This is a genomic window from Okeania sp. KiyG1, from assembly GCF_014132355.1.
Classification (GTDB): domain Bacteria; phylum Cyanobacteriota; class Cyanobacteriia; order Cyanobacteriales; family Microcoleaceae; genus Okeania.
On record NZ_BLZO01000055.1, the window covers coordinates 38,943 to 56,946 of the forward strand.

General features: G+C 43.8%; 14 protein-coding genes and 1 pseudogene. 8 read left to right on the forward strand and 7 right to left on the reverse strand.

Annotated elements, in window-relative coordinates:
- The first annotated feature begins 142 nt into the window (after positions 1–142).
- The 3 genes from SAGCYANO_RS10155 (at position 143) to SAGCYANO_RS10165 (ending at position 2,653) form a co-directional block, all read left to right on the forward strand.
- The gene (locus SAGCYANO_RS10155) at positions 143–682 is read left to right on the forward strand and encodes an EF-hand domain-containing protein (protein ID WP_202219966.1); all 540 of its coding nucleotides are present in this window, start codon (positions 143–145) and stop codon (positions 680–682) included.
- 246 nt (positions 683–928) lie between these two features.
- Complete coding sequence (locus SAGCYANO_RS47465; protein WP_255502522.1) at positions 929–1,057, forward strand: hypothetical protein; 129 nt, start codon at positions 929–931, stop codon at positions 1,055–1,057.
- A 12-nt stretch (positions 1,058–1,069) separates the two neighbouring features.
- Positions 1,070–2,653 carry an AMP-binding protein gene (locus SAGCYANO_RS10165; RefSeq protein ID WP_255502524.1) on the forward strand — a complete coding sequence of 528 codons (1,584 nt, stop codon included), beginning with the start codon at positions 1,070–1,072 and terminating at the stop codon, positions 2,651–2,653.
- 551 nt (positions 2,654–3,204) lie between these two features.
- Here SAGCYANO_RS10165 and SAGCYANO_RS10170 read toward each other — a convergent pair.
- Positions 3,205–4,362, reverse strand: a complete 1,158-nt coding sequence (locus tag SAGCYANO_RS10170) for an alpha-hydroxy acid oxidase (protein ID WP_202219968.1) — start codon at positions 4,360–4,362, stop codon at positions 3,205–3,207.
- A 765-nt stretch (positions 4,363–5,127) separates the two neighbouring features.
- On the opposite strand from SAGCYANO_RS10170, the gene SAGCYANO_RS10175 reads away from it, so the two are divergent.
- Together SAGCYANO_RS10175 and SAGCYANO_RS10180 are read left to right on the forward strand one after the other, a co-directional pair.
- A complete protein-coding gene (locus SAGCYANO_RS10175; RefSeq protein ID WP_202219969.1) occupies positions 5,128–7,566 on the forward strand; it encodes an RNA polymerase sigma factor in 2,439 nt (812 codons plus the stop codon).
- A 227-nt stretch (positions 7,567–7,793) separates the two neighbouring features.
- The gene (locus tag SAGCYANO_RS10180; protein ID WP_202219970.1) at positions 7,794–8,390 is read left to right on the forward strand and encodes a hypothetical protein; all 597 of its coding nucleotides are present in this window, start codon (positions 7,794–7,796) and stop codon (positions 8,388–8,390) included.
- 172 nt (positions 8,391–8,562) lie between these two features.
- Here the strand turns inward: SAGCYANO_RS10180 and SAGCYANO_RS10185 are convergent, their stop codons facing one another.
- Positions 8,563–8,715 carry a hypothetical protein gene (locus SAGCYANO_RS10185; protein WP_202219971.1) on the reverse strand — a complete coding sequence of 51 codons (153 nt, stop codon included), beginning with the start codon at positions 8,713–8,715 and terminating at the stop codon, positions 8,563–8,565.
- A 633-nt stretch (positions 8,716–9,348) separates the two neighbouring features.
- Here SAGCYANO_RS10185 and ltrA point away from each other — a divergent pair.
- Complete coding sequence (ltrA, locus tag SAGCYANO_RS10190) at positions 9,349–11,013, forward strand: group II intron reverse transcriptase/maturase (RefSeq protein WP_202219972.1); 1,665 nt, start codon at positions 9,349–9,351, stop codon at positions 11,011–11,013.
- Here the strand turns inward: ltrA and SAGCYANO_RS10195 are convergent.
- On the reverse strand, positions 10,997–11,863 hold the full coding sequence (locus tag SAGCYANO_RS10195; protein ID WP_202219973.1) for a reverse transcriptase domain-containing protein: 867 nt from the start codon (positions 11,861–11,863) through the stop codon (positions 10,997–10,999). The genes ltrA and SAGCYANO_RS10195 overlap by 17 nt on opposite strands.
- Before the next feature lie 34 nt (positions 11,864–11,897).
- Here SAGCYANO_RS10195 and SAGCYANO_RS47470 point away from each other — a divergent pair, with 34 nt between their 5' ends.
- Positions 11,898–12,032: a hypothetical protein gene (locus SAGCYANO_RS47470; protein ID WP_255502523.1), complete on the forward strand. Its 135-nt coding sequence runs from the start codon at positions 11,898–11,900 to the stop codon at positions 12,030–12,032.
- Positions 12,033–12,291: 259 nt separating this feature from the next.
- Here SAGCYANO_RS47470 and SAGCYANO_RS50195 read toward each other — a convergent pair.
- Together SAGCYANO_RS50195 and SAGCYANO_RS10205 are read right to left on the reverse strand one after the other, a co-directional pair.
- Positions 12,292–12,486, reverse strand: a pseudogene (locus SAGCYANO_RS50195) (hypothetical protein); the annotation flags it as partial.
- A gap of 220 nt (positions 12,487–12,706) precedes the next feature.
- Positions 12,707–14,332, reverse strand: a complete 1,626-nt coding sequence (locus SAGCYANO_RS10205; protein ID WP_202219975.1) for a flavin monoamine oxidase family protein — start codon at positions 14,330–14,332, stop codon at positions 12,707–12,709.
- A gap of 293 nt (positions 14,333–14,625) precedes the next feature.
- On the opposite strand from SAGCYANO_RS10205, the gene SAGCYANO_RS10210 reads away from it, so the two are divergent.
- Positions 14,626–15,129, forward strand: a complete 504-nt coding sequence (locus SAGCYANO_RS10210; protein WP_202219976.1) for a hypothetical protein — start codon at positions 14,626–14,628, stop codon at positions 15,127–15,129.
- On the opposite strand, the gene SAGCYANO_RS10215 is transcribed toward SAGCYANO_RS10210, so the two are convergent.
- Positions 15,126–15,611, reverse strand: coding sequence for a hypothetical protein (locus SAGCYANO_RS10215; protein WP_202219977.1), 486 nt, complete (start codon positions 15,609–15,611; stop codon positions 15,126–15,128). The two genes, SAGCYANO_RS10210 and SAGCYANO_RS10215, sit on opposite strands and share 4 nt — an antisense overlap.
- A 358-nt stretch (positions 15,612–15,969) precedes the next feature.
- The coding region (locus SAGCYANO_RS10220; protein ID WP_202219978.1) for a vitamin B12 dependent-methionine synthase activation domain-containing protein at positions 15,970–18,004 on the reverse strand (2,035 nt) is incomplete at its 5' end.

Here is an 18,004-nt window from a genome sequence, read left to right on the forward strand (position 1 = left end):
TTATTTTTCGATAAATCTCAAATTTCCAATTTTTACTATCAATTAAATAACCCTATTTTGCACCATTTAATTGACATTTGACTTCAAGTATGATAGTTTACAGCTCAAGACATAACCGAGAAAATACAACAGGAGAAAAATTATGTTATCACCGTTTGTGCAACGCAAACTTGCTTCGGCATTTTATAAGTATGACCAAGAGAAAAATGGACTGCTAGAAAAGGAAGACTTGCAGCTAATTGCCAAAAGAATAGCTGAGTCTTTTGGTCTCAAAAAGGAAGATAGCAAATATCAGGAAATTCTTGATACCTATGCTAAAGTTTGGGATCATTATTTGAGTGCTGCTGATACAGATGGAGATGGAAAAGTTTCTCTAATTGAATTTTTGGAAGTTCGAGAAAAAATGCCACCCAGTCAACTAGAAAAAAATCAAGAAGTCAACAAACTAATGTTTGATTGCTTGGATATAGATGGAAGTGGCACAATTAGTTTTAAAGAATATGAGATATTTTTGAAAGCTCTGGGAGAAACCAACGAGGAAAGCATTAAACGTGCGTTTGAAAGTATAGATATCAACAAGAATGGTTCGATATCACGAGATGAATATGCTAAAATCCGTAGCGACTATGGGTCTTCGGAAGACCCAGAAGATCCATCGAAGTGGTTTTTGGGAAGCTTCTAACACTGGTCGCAGCTAGTCAGTAGACTTGTCGCTTTATAACTTAAAAAATCCCCAAAAACCTTGTTCTATAAGGATTGTAGCTATTGCCAACAAAAATACCTTGGAATGATTGCTCTGTCTAGGTTGGAGCGATTTTTTCCCTCTATTTAGCGACAACTCTAGTAATGAGTGACAGGCAATGCATGATTGCTCCTTCTCCTCGCTCAATTTGATATATATAAATTTTTGCCAACACCGATCGAAAAAATGTTTTCTCACCAAAAAGAAGATTTAGCTCAAACCAGAGCGATCGCCTATGGAGGAACGGTAAATTTCTCAGAAAACAGTCCAACTATCCTCGGAGAAATTTTACAAAAAGCAGCTACTACAGAGTAAGGAATAACTTACATCCAACCAGATAAGTCTGAGACATTTCAATCCTATAAAGACTTATTTTTAGAAGCGCAACGAATTCTGTCTGGTCTAAGAAAACTAGGATTGCAACCTCAAGATAAAGTAGTTTTTCAAATTGAATCTTATCAAGACTCGCTCAGTGCTTTTTGGGGATGCGTACTAGGCGGTTTTGTCCCAGTTCCTGTAGCTGGTATCGTTAATATTAACGATAAACAAGTCAACAGAACCATGGGGAAACTTTGCCATACCTTACAGATGCTGGAACAACCATTATTGTTGACAGATGCTAGTTTTGCTGCGGAGATTCCTAATTTGCCAAAACTTTTGCAGCTCGGAAAGTTTCAGGTGCGGACAGTTGCAGAGTTGTGCGACTGCGAACCAGACTCCAACTTTTACCATAGTCAACCGGATGATGTTGCTGTTATGATGTTGACTTCGGGTAGTACAGGTATGCCAAAAGGAGTTTTACTGAGCCACAAAAATTTGTTGAGCCAAACTATGGGTTCAGTGCAAATGAACGGTTTTACCAGAGAAGATATTAGCTTAAACTGGGTTCCGATAGATCATGTAGCAGGGCTGATATATTTCCATATTCGGGATGTTTATCTAGGAAGTAGACAGATACATTTTCCTTTGCAATTATTTCTACAAGAACCGCTTATTTGGCTAGATTTAATCGATAGATTTCGGGTTAGCATCGCCTTCGGCCCGAATTTTGCATATAGCTTGGTTAATGACTGTGCTGATGCGAACCCAAAAGGGCAATGGAATTTATCGTCGATGAAATATTTCTTAAACGGAGCTGAAACCATTGTTGCAAAGACAGCACGGCGTTTTTTGCAACGACTGACTCCTCACCGACTAGCACCTACAACTATGCGTCCTTCTTGGGGAATGGCAGAAGTATCCTCCGGCATCACTTTTTCCAATAACTTTTCGCTCTCATCAACCACAGACGACGATCTATTTGTAGAAGTTGGAGCGCCCATTCCTGGAGTTGACCTGCGAATTGTAGATGACCAAAACCAGGTAGTTGCAGAGGGAGAAATTGGTGCATTACAGGTTAAGGGGTTAACGGTAACATCTGGTTATTATCAAAATCAGGAGGCGAACCAACAAGCTTTCACTGAGGATGGATGGTTCAACACGGGAGACTTGGGGTTTCTCAAGGATGGGCGTTTAACCATTACTGGGCGGCAGAAAGATGTGATTATTATTAGTGCTGAAAATTACTATAGCCACGATATTGAAGCTGCCGTGGAAGAAGTTGAAGGAGTTGAAGTTACTTCTACTGCTGCCTGTGCGGTCAGAAAACCTGGGGACAATACTGATAGATTAGCAATCTTTTTCAGTGCAACTGAGACTAAGGATAATTCCTTAAACGCACTGATACAGAAAATTCAGAACAATGTTGTCGAAAAGATTGGGGTGAATCCAGATTTCCTAATTCCGGTGTCCAAAGAGACAATTCCGAAAACAGCGATCGGCAAAATTCAGCGTCAGGAACTCAGAAAAAGGTTTGAAGCGGGTGAATTTAATGAGGAGTCAGGAGTCAGGAGTCATATAGAATCCGGTTGAATAGTTATTTTATAGTTGGGAATAGGGGAGTGGGGGAGATTATATCAAATCCGGTTGAATACTTACTATATAGTTGAGAGTAGGGGAGTGGGGGAGTGGGGGGAGTGGGGGAGTGGGGGAGATTAGATAGACATCATTGGACAAGAGATAATCGAGGGCTGTTTGTTTGATAGTAGTCAATTCTAACATATAGGTACGATCTTCAAATATTTACATAGGCAGTATGGTTAACTTTCAGCCAATCGCCGAGAAAGCGATGCCTTCGGCTAGCTTCGCAATCGCGTCATTATTGGTATTGCTTCCTCGCTGCTATAAATTTCTAATACCGCTTCGATTACTGGATTAATAATCCACCCCAAGCCAGTAATAGAGAAAAAACGAGCGCAGCGATCGCCTCTCTACTTAACAGCAATAAGGCAAATCGAAGTTAGGTGCAAGCTATGAGGAATTTGTTGGGAATACAGTTCTTTCTCGGTATATTTGTAGGGTGAACAAGCCTAGGTCGGAAAATTCTCAATTCTTTCATTAGACCTTGCCCACCCTACGCAGCTTCATCGTGAGTGATGAAAGCGTAGATTATCTCTACTCAATTGATCGAGCTTGGTCACTCCCATCAATTTCATATCACGCTCAATCTCAGTGCGCATATTACCTAAAACACGCTCAACTCCTGCTCTCCCAGCAGCGGCCAATGCAAAAAGATAGAATCGCCCACCTGAACATGCTTTAGCTCCAACAGATAGCGCCTTAAGCACATGGGTACCGCGCTGAATACCACCTTCGCAAATGACATCAATTTTATCCCCAACAGCATCACAAATTTCTGCGAGTTGATCAAAGGGGCTACGGCAACCATCGAGCTGACGGCCACCGTGGTTAGAAACCATAATACCCGTACAACCAATATCAACAGCACGCTTGGCATCTTCCACACTCATTATCCCTTTCAGTGCAAACTGCCCATTCCACTGTGAGCAGAGTTTTTCAGCATCATTCCAATTCATGGATTGATCTAGCATCGTTGAGAAGTAATCGCCAACAGAGACTGCTAAATTCGTTCCCTGCGAGACATAGCCAGACAAATGTGGCATATCGAACTTTTCTTTTGTCAAAAAGTTCCAAGCCCATGCTGGGTGCGTCGCAAAACTCATTAAGGAGTCAAGTGTTAATTTGGGTGGCGAAGTAAATCCGGTACGCAAATCCCGCTCGCGATTACCACCAGTAATGGTATCGACAGTTAATGCCAACACATTAAAGTTTGCTGCTCGTGCACGTTCAAGCAACGCATCATTCAAGCCGCGGTCTTTATGGAAGTAGAACTGAAACATCTTCGGCGTGTTTGCGATTTTTGAGATTTCTTCAACGGTGACAGTCGCCAGTGAAGACACCCCAAACATCGTGCCATATTCTGCAGCAGCTCTCGCAACCGCACGCTCTCCTTCGTGATGAAAAAGGCGTTGCAATGCTGTCGGGGCACAGTAGATAGGCATATCTAGTTTTTGCCCCATCACCTCAACTGACATATCCACATTTTCCACACCGACAAGCACGTTCGGAATAAGATCGCATTCTTCATAGGCTTGAGTGTTGCGCCGATAAGTCTGTTCATCATCGGCCGCTCCATCGATGTAATTAAAAATTGGTCCTGGTAGTCGGCGTTTCGCTAATTTTCGGAAATCCTGAAAATTGTGACAGTCATTCAATCCCATAAAATACATTCAGTCAGATTTATGTTTACTAGGCAGTCCATAAAGTAAAATTAAGATTGCTACTATATTATCTGCTTTTAAGTATTATAATAGTTATTCCCTTCAATTGTTGTCTTCAGGTTGGATCAGGTTAAGCCAGTTTTGGTATAGGTTTCGGGGTGCTTGTCACCCCGTGAGAAGTTCGTCGGCAGTATCAAATGCTACTCACACGCCGATAATTGAAAGGAATGCTTCATTAGTAATACGCTTTGAAGTACGAAATGTGGGTTGATGATTGAAGTTGGTTGAGTCGAGATTAAAAAAATTAGTGCTAAGAGCTGATTTATAAAGTAAATCTTAAGGCCCTGAATTACTTGCTATTCTTAGGTTTTAAGAGTTATTTTTAAGTAAATTTATAAGTTCTAAAAGCTAGTTCAATAATTGATAATTGATAATTGATAATTGATAATTGATAATTACCTCTCCCTAAAAGGAAGAGGATTGAATAAAAGGAAAAAAAGAAATTTTTTCCCCTTGAAAGGGGAGGCTTTAAACCTGAATTATTTAATTATTGAATTATTGAATTATTAATTCTTCGGTAATATAAGACTTTTAGCGAAGTTTACAAATCAGCTCTAACTCGAAAAATTCAGAAATTGGGTTTGGAAATTGTCTTATTTAAGGAGAGAGGATCGAAATTAACATTTTGTCCAAACTCCAATCAGAAGGACAAAACCAATTTCATTTTTTATGACCTCCAGCACTGCAAATACAAGACGAAACTTAATGGATCATGCTGGGACAGAGAACGATCGCTCCCATATTCTCTCCCAGTTTTGGCAGCAATGGCAAGAAAGTCGAGGCCTGCTTTATCGCTGCTGTCTCAAGATGATGAATTCTAACCCAATGGATGCCGAGGATGCTCTGAGTCAGGCAATGGTAAAAGCTTGGGAAAAGGTGCAAAAGTTCGGGGAAAAAATTACTAATTTAAAGGCTTGGTTGTATCAGGTAACTCGTAATTTTTGCATCGATCTTATCCGTAAAGGTTCTCGTGCTGCTGTGGGTGTTGAAAGTATTGAATGGGTGGGTAATACTGAGGAAGTTATTACTACAGGAACGGTTGAATGTCCAGAGTCAGTTCTGGAGAGAGAGGAGAGGTCCGAACGGATACGAGGAGCGATCGCTGAGTTGCCGGAAAAGTATCGAGAGACGTTTATTTTGCATTTTTATCGGGAGCTTTCCCATAAAGAAATTGCCGAACAGCAAGGGATATCTTATGATAATGTCTGCAAGCGGATCTCTTTGGCACGGAAACGCCTTAAAGAGAAGTTGAGTGCCTATTTTCTAGAGTCGGAGTCGGAAGTAAGTGCAAAAGGCCATTCGTCCCTACAGATGTCAGTGGAGAGTCAGTTTCCTACTCCAGAAGAAAATGGGGAAAAACAGCAGCAGATAAGGTCGCAAGATGATAAGAGTGTTTTGGAGACGCAGACTGTATCGGTTGAAAGTGAGATAGCAAAAGTTCAACCATTTCCCAAGAATAATGCTATGTTTGGTTGCCATTCCATTACTCCATCAGGCGATCGCCCTATTTCTCCATCACAACCAAAGGCAGAAAAGCATGAGACTGTTGATTGTTTTGGTGAGTTAGATCGAGTTCGGATAATTAGTTATGAAAAAACCGATCTTCGTTACACAGAGGAAATCTCTCTATTTTCTCCTTTCCCCGCTCCTTTATTTATAAGTATTCAACGGTCGATGAGATTAAAGGCGATCGTGGGGTTGAATATTACTGATGTGGTTAATGTTAGTAGAGACCCACCTTTTTTATCCAGACTTTCTGTTTTTTGGCAGAATTTTATGCAGGGTGTGGGATGGAAGGGAGGAGGAGGGGCGATAATCCGAAGGAAAAAATCAATTTCATTTTTTCTGACCTCCAGCACTGCAAATATAAGACGAGACTTAATGGATAATGCGGAAACACAGAGCGATCGCTCCCATCTAATCTCTCAGTTTTGGCAGCAATGGCAAGAAAGTCGAGACCAGCTTTATCGCTGCTGTCTCAAGATGATGAATTTTAACCCAATGGATGCCGAGGATGCTCTGAGTCAGGCAATGGTGAAAGCTTGGGAAAAGGTGCAAAAGTTCGGGGAAAAAATTACTAATTTAAAGGCTTGGTTGTATCAGGTAACTCGTAATTTTTGTATCGATCTTATCCGCAAACGCTCGAAGGAAGCGGCGGGTACAGATAGTCTCGAATGGGTGGGAGCAACAGAGAATGCGATAGCACCCCGTGGGGTGGATGCCCCGGAACAGATTTTGGAGAGAGAAGAGCAAGTAATAGTGATTCGGGCGGCGATCGAGGCTTTACCTGAACTGTTGCACGAGACATTTAGTTTGCATTTTTATCGACAACTCAGTCATCAGGATATAGCCTCGGAACAAGGGATATCCTACGAGAATGTTTGCAAGCGAATCTGTTTGGCACGGAAACATCTGAAACAGCAGTTGAGTGACTATATCCGAGGCAATGATAACGATGTAAGGGGGATTAGTGCGCAGAGCGTTTGTCGCACGAAGAAGGAAATAGGGCATACGGCGAAAAATGAGGCAAAAGCCGAACACGCGAATCAGCTTTTGGCGATACCGCCAGAATCGATCAATTTGCCGTCGGCGGTTGCAATAGAGGCAGAAATCCCTGCATCGGCAGAGCGTTTTGTGGAACCATCGGTCGTTGCTGAACAGGCAATAATGGAAAAGGTGATTGTCGCGGCAGAAGGAGATGGTGTTGAGAGAGTGGAAGCGGACGACCCGGATGCGGAAGCGTGTGCTGTAGTGTCTGGGGTGAGTGTGTGGACTAATGTTGTTAGTACTCGCTGGATAATGCCGCACCGGCCATCGGCCAACGATGTGCCTTCGAGTGGGATGGCTCAGTTGAAGGAAAGGGTAAGGAATATGAACCAGGTGACACTTCCCATCCTTGATCTCGTGGTTTCGTGGTTGAGGCGATCCGCTCATAACTCAGCCATTTATATATGTTCAATATCATCGCACTTTACACCATTCTGTTCGTGCCGAGCGTGTTATGAGCCAAAAATCGGGCCGCCTAAATCAAGACTTAGGCCACGAAGTCAGCCACGTGCCATACCCACAAGCAGGGGTAACGACAGCCAAATCAAACATCAAGCCCTAGAACCACCCGATACTCAGCATGTTCTACTAGTTTAGATATGCGCAAAAGTGGATTGATGACTGTTCGTAATACGAAAGATGTAGGACGCTCCACGAGCTCGGCGGGTTGCGGCCCTCAAACAAAGACACTCGTGCCCTACACCAGCACCGCATCCGCACATAATCTTTTCTTCAGATGTCAACGCTAAACGACGGTAAGAACCAACGCCGCGAACCCGTCTAGTAAACGTACAAATAAACCGACAAAAGGCAGGTACGAATTCATGACAACCCAAGTTACATATGCAGAAGCAGTAGAGATGCTGCGTTTGTTCGGATCAAGCGATATGCGGGCTCCTCTCCCCATCCCCGGTGAGATAAGTAGCAAACTATCGTCTTTCAGTACGAACCTGCTCAAGGCCAAGTCCGACGATGATCAGGTAGCCGCGCGCCTAAAGGAGATCGAGGACGAACTAAAAGCATGCCTAAAAGCTAGTCACGAAGTTGCGAACACGGCCCGCAAGCAAAACATCCAAGAAAATCTGCCGAGTGGCGGAAACCCGGACATCGACGCGTGGCAAAAGCGGGAGAAAGAGATTGACTCCGAGTTAAGCGAATCCGAACAAAAGTGTCGAAACAAAAAAACTGACGAGGTAGCCAAGTTACTAGAGGAGCACAATGATTCGCCCGATATCATAACCCAAATCACCGAATGGCTAGCCGACGTTTGGGAACGAATCGTTGCCGCGCTTAAGGAAGTATGGGAAGCCATCACAAATTTTTTCAACAAAGTGTTGGACGCAATTATTTCGGCTCTGGAATATCTTGCGGATCTCGTGAATGATATAGCCAACAGTTTCGCGAAATGGGTTACAGGATAAGCCGTCGTAGGTAGCCCACCCGGGTATGGAGAATAGTGACTTTTAGTAGGAAGGAAATCTAGGGTCAAAGCTCTCTTGCAAGCGATCATGGTATGGGTGTGTGAGCCGCGAACAGCGTGATTGCTTCTTCCCCTGACCTTCCCAACTCAACTCTCCGAACACCACTTCTAACTCAAATCCACCAACGGCGAGCGTATTCCTCAATACGACTCGCCGTCGCATTTTGCTCGTAAAGCCGACGAACACGCTCCATAAACCGTTCCACCGTAACCACTGCCACTGCCAACCCCCGGGTTGAAAACCAATAGCCTAGAACCCTTGGCAACTCTCCCGATGAACGTTTTATCCGGATGTGCGCGACCTGATAAGGTCAATTGAATTGGGACACAAGGGTCCTCTGGAGATTTTCACCTCCAGCCTCCATAGAAAAGACTGTACAACAGTCCAGCTACTAACTCAAATGTTAGGAATGCAAGCTCTAAATGTATTTGAAGCTGCCAGGGAAAGGCGGTCAGAAACTAGGGGGATGAAGTGGAAAGATGAACATAGTCTAAGTTACTGATTAAACTGTGTAACAGAAAGAATAGCCAAAATCCCTGAAAGGCTATGACCAAAAGGTAAGTGGGTGGTTTAATGGTTGCATCCTCCATTGAACGTGAAAACACAATTCCCACCGCAGAAAAGGTAGCCATCTTAACCACCGAAGCGAACTTCAATTGACACAACAGGGTAAACTCTACAGAGTCTCATACGGTAGGTCGAACCGATGAGTAAGTCCGAGGTAACGAAGACCGAATACTCTGGAGGGCAGAAGATGAGAGAAAAAGCGAATGTCATCTTGTAATGAGATGAATAGGGGTTCAAAATTTGCCCCTGACTGAAAGGAATAGCAAACTTCTCTTGGGTCTTATACGAAAGAAAACAGTACCAGTAAAAGCCCAACGGAGACATAAGTTAGTTGTCAAATATTAATTTGATAAATGGAGTCAACGGACAACTAGCGGACTGGTCACAAGTAAACTGGAAAAAAGCCCGCAAAATTGTTAGGAATTTACGTTACAGAATCTTTCGTGCCCGAAAGCTTGGTCAATGGAAGCAACTGAGGAGGTTGCAGAAATTGTTAATCAAAAGTCGAGCCAACTTGTTGCTTAGTGTCAGACAAATCACTCAGGTTAACACCGGAAAGCAAACAGCAGGTATTGATAAGGAGGTCTGCAACACACCTGCAAAGCGAGTGAAACTTGTCAAGGAATGGGCCATGCCAACAGCCAAACCCACAAGACGGGTATATATCCCGAAATCAAACGGCAAGAAACGTCCTCTCGGAATCCCAACCGTGAAGGATAGAGTCGCTCAAGCAATAATCAAGAACGCACTAGAACCCGAATGGGAATCCCAGTTTGAAGTCAATTCTTATGGCTTTAGACCAGGAAGAAGTTGTCTTGATGCCATCGAACAATGCTTTATCCACTTAAGGCGAGGTGTAAGAGGCGGACATACTTGGGTTCTAGACGCTGATATTCAGGGCTTCTTTGATAACATTGCCCATGAATCCATACTTGAAAAGATTGGCTCTTTTCCTAATGCTGAGTCAATAAAAGAATGGTTAAAAGCAGGATTTATCCATGAAGGTATATTAAACCCAACGGAAACAGGCACTCCTCAAGGTGGTGTAATCAGCCCATTATTAGCAAATATTGGGTTGCACGGGTTAGAAACATATATTAAACAAACCAACCCAAAGCTAGGCATCATCAGGTATGCAGATGACTTTGTTGTTACTGCAAAGGATTTTGAATCCTTGGAACAAGTGCTAGTTCTGATCAAGCAATGGTTATCAAATAGAGGACTGGAAATTAGTGACCAGAAGACAAGGATAGTAAGCATCAAAGAGGGCTTTAACTTCTTGGGGTTCAATCTTCGCCACTATCAAGGCAAGTTACTCATCAAACCTCAAAAAGAAAAAGTATTAGCTTTGTGCAAAAGGATAGGGGAAAGACTATCACAAATGAAAGCTAGTACGCAACAAGAAGTAATTAAAGCCCTTAATCCCCTTCTGATGGGTTTTGCCAACTACTACAGAGGTGTGGTTAGCAAGAAAACCTTCTCATACATAGGACACCGTGTATGTATTTACCTCTATAAATGGGGATTGCGCCGACACCCCAACAAATCAAAAAAATGGGTTAAGAAGCGCTACTTTGGTAGCTTCAGAGGGAACAACTGGACATTTATGTGCAAAGGGACTGGTAGAGCAGGGAAAGAAAAACTTTATATTCTCTATGATATCAGTAGTAAACCCATAGTAAGGCACATAAAAGTCAAAGGGAACGCTAGCCCTGATGACCCCTCGCTCCGTGAATATTGGGAAAAACGAAACACATCAAACGGGAAGAAATATTGGGCAAAAGGTTCTAAATACGAACGAGTAGCCAAACAACAAAATTGGAAATGTCCTGTGTGTGGAGGGAACCTATTCAACGGAGAAGAAATTGAAACCCATCACATAGTACCTGTGCAAAATGGTGGAACTGACGACTCAGAAAACCTAATGCATCTGCACAGAGCGTGTCACAAACAGGTACACTCACGCATCCAAATCCAAGTTAAGGGCTGGAAGTAAGGCTTGAGCCGTGTGATTGGAAACAGTCACGCACGGTTCTTAGGGGAGGGGCGGGAAGTGATTCCCAAACCTTACCCGATTTAACCACCCGTAACTCACTCATCACCTGGTTAGTTGCCTTGATGGCTTTTCTCAACTTCCATCTCGTCGGAGCCAGAATCACCCAGTCATCCATATACCGGACGTAAAAGCAGCCCAATGTAGCCATGCGGTCATCTAAAGGCTTCAAAAACAAAGCCCCCATCAGTGGAGATAAGGGACACCCCAAAGAAATCCCCTGGGTAATATCAATATATTCACCCCCATCGGAAACATAGCGACGTAGATAACCCCATAACAAACGTAAAACGGCATCGTCCTGGACATATTTCCCCACAATATCCATCAAAATCCCATGATTGATGCTGGCATAATACCCCTTAACATCAGTGCGAAACACAAATGGATGCTCCTCAACATTAGCCGCAACCTCTCGCACCGCCCCCTTCAACCCACCATTCCCGGCTAAGTGAAAACACCGGGTCGAAAGCACAGGTTTCAAATGTTCCGTCAAAACAATAGTCATCGCCTTTAACACCAAAGCATCCAAAGACGACCACCATTCGATTGACTTCTCCTCACCTCGAATCAAGCGCAACTCCCGAAATTGAAAATTGCCCGAAAGAATTTGCGCCTGTAGAATGGGTTTTTTCTCATGCCACCATCGTCTGAGCTGCCAGACATCGGCATTAGGATGATAATGTTTGCGTTTTTTACACAACCATTGATAAGCAGTATCAATCACCTCATCGGAGGCTATTTTTTCGATCAGAGTGGACAATGATGTAAAAGTCGTAAGCTCTGTCGCCATATATTGCTCAAGTGTATTCCGGAGAAAAGGCCGAGTGACAAAAGAAGGCGAAAGACACAACTATGTCCAACAGGCTAAACCCATACTAATTTTACACCGACGAGGGAGAGGAAACAATAAGGTGCGTGTAGCAAAGGGTCTGGAGGCGTTGGATAAATTAAGTCTTTAACTGAGGTATCGGAATTTCAATACTTAGCTTATGCGTAATAGTTATAGTTAGCCTCGGACTTCTCCTCCAGCCTTTTTAACCCCAAAGCAATTCAGCTTGGAATGCATTGGAGGATAATTATGCTGGAGAATGATAATTATTCTCATAATTAACATCACAGAAAAAAACTTTTTATTTACAACTGTGTCGGGTTAGGGACATCACCATAAAAGGCTTTTGGGCCAAATGTTTTTTTTGACTTTTAGCTAATTAACAGTCCACCCGCTATAATTTCCGTCAGCTTCGTCAACCGATCGTAAGTGCAAATATCCCCTTCAAATCTGCGATTGTCATAAATCAAATCGCGACATACCTGTTGATGTTCTTCGGCAATCTTCGATAACGGCAAAATCTTGGCAGCCGAGACATTCGCCCCATCCATCCCAGCTTTCATCGCTTCATTCAGCAAGATCGAAGTATTTATTTACAAGGCGTAAACAACGTCGGTTTTGCTTACAGCGCTTTTCAGATTGATGAACCACATCGCCACAACCAAAACCCCGTAGGGACGTTCCATGGAACGTCCCTACTGTGGTCTACTAATTATGAAAACTGCTGTAAGCGATCGTCAGATGTGGCTCACGCGGAGTAGAACCACATATCTTCAGGTGTCACTCATACGAGAAACACTAGCCTCAACTGGTACTTGTTTCAGAGGGCAGCATAGCTGGAAAGTTAATGTCCCCATTTACTTCTTGAGCCACTCGAATTCCAGACTCGACAGCTCCTTCAATCCAGGCAACCTTCAGAGAGGTGAGGTCACCACCAAAGTAAACATTTCCTTCTGGTTCTGAAATATAGTACTTTAATTCCTGAATTTGACCGGGACTAAACATCGCCGCCTCACCAAAAGAGAAGGTATCAATTTGCCAACTTTGTGAAGTCCCCACAACAAAGTAATCCTTGATGTGTTCGCCGTGGATCTGAGCCAAAACATCGAGGGAGTTTTGAACCCGCTCCTCTTCCGTAAGGGAGTCCCAACCACGAGCCTCTCGTGCCCAAGTATAGCTGGAGATGATGATTCCTCCCTTTTGGTCCTTGTTCTCTGGTGTCAGGTAATAGATAAAACGATTTGCTAAATCCGTGATGGTATGACCACCATACATTCCATCTTCAGTCTCCCAGAATCGCTCAGAGAATTGTAAGAAAACCTTAGTTGAGGCATCGTAGTTGAGTTCTCGGATGGCCTTGCGCTTATTGTGGCTAAACTTTTCGAGAGGCTGGACATCAACAAAACGCAGGGCAGGGAAAGGAATCGTCAAAACAACAGCCTCATATTCTACGGGCTCTGGACTGGGAACAGGCCAGATTCCATCACCCCCACGCGACTGGAGAGGACGGGGTTTTGTACCCGTAAAACTGAGCTTCACATTCTCTGTTTCTGTATATTCAATCTTGGTTAGGCGATGGTTGAAATAAATTGGTACTTTCAATGATTTGAGATGTTCTGCCATAGAGTTTGGCAGCAGCTCCATCCCACCCGCAATACCATAATAGTCGGTTCCAGGGCTGTGATCGGCTTCTTCGATGATCTGTTGAATTAACGAAAGAGCAGAACGTGATTCCAAATTCATCAAGACTTCGACGAACTCAATTGCAGCAGGTGAATACTTGGCGACGTGCTTCAGAAATTCATAGACGGAATAGTCACCATACTGTTCAATTACATCTAACCAACCACAGGCTGTTGTTGCTTGGTCAATTAAAGGCTGAGTTGCCTGTTGCCAAAGTGTTTCTGCTGTTTTTCCCTTTTCATCGTCTCTTAATCCAGGCCACTTGAGACAATCTGGATTCCTGATATATTCTCCCCGTCTGACTTTTACCCCATTCACAAAGATGAAGTTATTGCCATTTTCATCATAGTTATAAAACTTGGTGAGTGGTAGTTTATACTTCTCAATGAGATGAAGCACCAACTGATAGCTTGTGGGTAGACGCATTGCCCCAGCTTCAGCAGTTTGTCCCCATTTAAAGGGTTCTCGAATTGTCTTAACTCGCCCACCCACTCTAGTGTTGGCTTCATAGACTGTAACCTTGTGGCCTGCTTCAGTCAGTAGGCGAGCTGCGAGTAGTCCTGATACACCAGCACCAATCACTGCTACAGTTTTCTTAGTAGTAGTATCCTGGAGTCCATTTTTTAGAACATCAAGATAACTCTTGATAACTTTGTTTGTATAGCGCTTTGGGCCAGGTCCATTCTCTTCAAACTCTTGGAGCAAATCCCACAAAAATGGCTCTAGGCGATTGCGAACAGAAGACATAGTTTTCCTTACCTTTAAATTACATCATAGCTAATAGGCATCGAGAAACTAGGAGTTGTGTTATGGTTTCCCACTAACTGGAGAGTGCGAATTTATCTTAAAACAAGAAATACTCGCGCATGCTGAAACACTTTCCAGGAGAGGCATACAGCCCCTAAGTTCCTGCCTATCGCCCCTAGGGAGGTCGAAGGAGCTGAAACCCACTGATGACCTGAAGGGGCGACAAGTATTCTGTATGTTGGTCGGGGACAAGGGCTTTAACCATCATCCCCGACCAACATATAGACGGTGAATTGCCCTCAAAACTGACAATATTCGTCGAAGAAAGGAGATTTTCCAGCGATGCGAGCACAGTCGGAGCGTATCCAAGACCTGTCATTTCAGTTATCACGCAATATGCAACTTTTTTTCTAAATCAGGTTCAGCCGAGCTTAAAGAACAGTAATTTATGTATCCTTAAATACATTCAAGCGGGAATTGGGACCAAGCCGCAAGACATAAAAAAAGTCCCACCACTAAATTTTCAAAATACACAAATTGAAACTCGATTAGGTGGGACAAAGATTATGGAAGATTTTATCATAGTTGTTTATTGCTGCGTAGATGATTTACTTCAAGAAATAATTCAAGAATATCCACCACGAAAAAGAGGGCTTGCTGTTGTTGAGAATGATGCGATCCGCGAAGCGCACCTATCGCCAAATCTTGGGTTCTTTCAGCGGTTGCCCAGATCGCACATCGCATCAGGTCAAGATCGCCAAAAGCTACCAAGATCCGTTGCCAAGACCCGTCTCTAGTAACTCGGCTGCATGTAATGCTCCCCCCTTGGAAGTTGTTCGTCTTGCCCAGCACTAACTCCAGGCTGGAATTCATCCCAAGTCTTACATACTTGCTCGTAGCATTGAGGTGGTGTGATGGGTAGGTTTTTCAAGTAAAAGAACATCGCCTGCTCGAAAGACTCCAGCAACAACACAACCTCTGTGGTTGGATCATAATTATCGACTACTTCCAAGATGTGACCAATCATAAAGTCATGGCGCAAAATTGCAGTTTCAGGAGCCGCTAACCAGGCATTCAGGAATGGCGCTAGGCGAGAACGTCCGACAAAATGGGTTTGGAATGATTCTCCGCCAACCCCCAATGTTGGAGAATTTGTGCTACAAACTATCGCACCGCGCTTCTGACTGAGATGACCAACCCAAGCATTATAACCAATGACCAGCAAATTACTGGCAATAAAATCTTGATGCCAATTCGATCCATCGTTTGTTTGACTCATTAGAGACCTCTATTTTGAAAGCAAATCCAGCTTGTAGGGTGCGTTAGGCAGAGCCGGACGCTGCTGGCGAAATATTTCGTAATGTCGTGAAGCGACACCGAAGCCCCCTAAATCCCCCAATTATGGGGGACTTTGAGTCCAGGCTCCCCCAGGATTGGGGGCTGGGGGGCTTCAAAAATCTTCGTTTTGTTGCCAATATTTCGGAATGTTAATTTCGCCACCAGCATCGGCAGAACCGTAATGCACCGCAAATTCAGGTTTTGATGCGTTACGCTATCGCTAACACATCCTACAGAAACCTCCTTCGATCTACTTAGAGGTCGCCTGGATTTCAGCGCGACCCCATTGCCGATCGCTCTTACGCACTAAAATATCTAGCGACAGGATGATAGGTGACAAAAGCAGTAGTCGTTTGCTCTGGATAAAGCTGTTCGCTCTCATCAATCGATATCCCAATGCGATCGCATCCCAATAATTGCAACTGTGGCACTTGATCCATCACCGTCGGACAAGCTGGATAGCCAAAACTATACCGAGAACCCTGATACCTTTGGGCTAATACATCGCGAATGTTATCAGGTTCTAAATCCCCATAACCTAATTCCCGCCGAATTCTGGCATGACTCCATTCTGCCAAAGCTTCCGCCATCTGCACCGCCATCCCGTGGAAGTACAGATAATCGGTGTACTTGTTGTCTTTATAGAGTTCCTGTGCTTTCTCGGTGGCAATTTCTCCCATAGTGACTGCCTGCATAGGCAAGACATCAAATTGATTCTGTTCGACTGGGCGGATGAAATCAGCAATGCACAGCCGACGCCCGGATTTCTGACGAGGGAATGTCCAAGTGACGAAAGGGGTTGCTGTTTTCGGTGTTAACCCTTGCTCAATGACACTAGGATCATAAACATGAACAGAATTGCCGATCGCTGCACAGGGGAAATAACCATAAACTAGAGTTGGCTCCAACCATTTTTCTGTGCGAATTTTTTGCTTCCATTCTTCCAAGATCGGATGAACCTTTGATGCCAGGAACCAATCATATTCCTCACGAGATTGACCTTTTGGTTTACGGAATTGCCATTGCCCAGCAAACAGTGCTTGCAAATCCATGTACCAGAACAGTTCTTCTAAATCTAGATCGCCACTCTGAATAATTTTCGTACCCCAGAAAGGCGGCGTAGGACGTTCGATATCAATCGCCACATCTTCCGAGCGTTTGGTGTCAATGACAGTGGGTTCATCGGATTTCTTCCCATCACCATTGACTTCTCGATCTGAATCTTCAATCGCCTTGCGTCCCTTTTGGTTAAACTGAGCAAATTCCCCTGTAAAGCCTTCGGTATCCACCCAACATTCCTGTTCTTTGGCAGGCATCAGCCGATCCATAAAGGTCAAATCAGCAAAAGCATCTTTCCCGTAAATCACCTGCCCGTTGTAAGTATCTTGACAATCTCCATACACAAATTTTGGAGTTAGTGCTGCACCGCCCAAAATCACTGGAACTGTAATCCCTTTAGCATTAAATGCTGCCAAATTTTCTTTCATAAATGCTGTAGACTTCACCAGCAAGCCACTCATAGCAATACAATCAGGGTGATGCTGCTCATAGGCTTCGACGATTGCCTCAATGGCTTGTTTAATGCCCAGATTGACTACCTTGTAGCCATTATTAGTCAAGATGATATCCACCAGATTCTTCCCGATATCATGGACATCGCCTTTAACCGTAGCAATCAAGAATTTACCTTTACCGCGATCTTCATCCTCGCCTTCGATTTTTTCCATGTAGGGTTCGAGGAAAGCAACGGCAGATTTCATGGTTTCGGCTGACTGCAACACGAAAGGCAATTGCATTTGACCAGAGCCAAACAGTTCGCCTACAACCTTCATCCCATCCAACAAGAAAGTATTGATAATCTCCAGTGCTTTATGACCTGCATCTAAACCTGCCTTTAACGCATCATCTAATCCAATCCGCTCGCCATCAATAATATGTTGCTTCAAGCGTTCATCGATGGGCAAATCTGCTAAGGAAGCACTCGATCTAGCATCCTTTGCACTCACCCCCGCAAAAATTTCCGTCAGCTTCGTCAATGGATCGTAGGTGCAAATATCTCCTTCAAATTTGCGCTTGTCATAAATCAAATCGCGACATATCTGTTGATGTTCTTCGTCAATCTTCGATAAGGGTAAAATCTTGGCAGCAGAGACAATCGAACCATCCATCCCAGCTTTCATTGCTTCATTCAGGAAGACCGAATTTAAGGTGATGCGAGTGGCTGGACTCAAGCCAAAAGAAATGTTAGAGACCCCCAGCATAAAGTGAACACCAGGCAGATTTTCCCGAATCAGTCGAATTGATTCGATCGTTGCTTTAGCATTTTCCCTATCC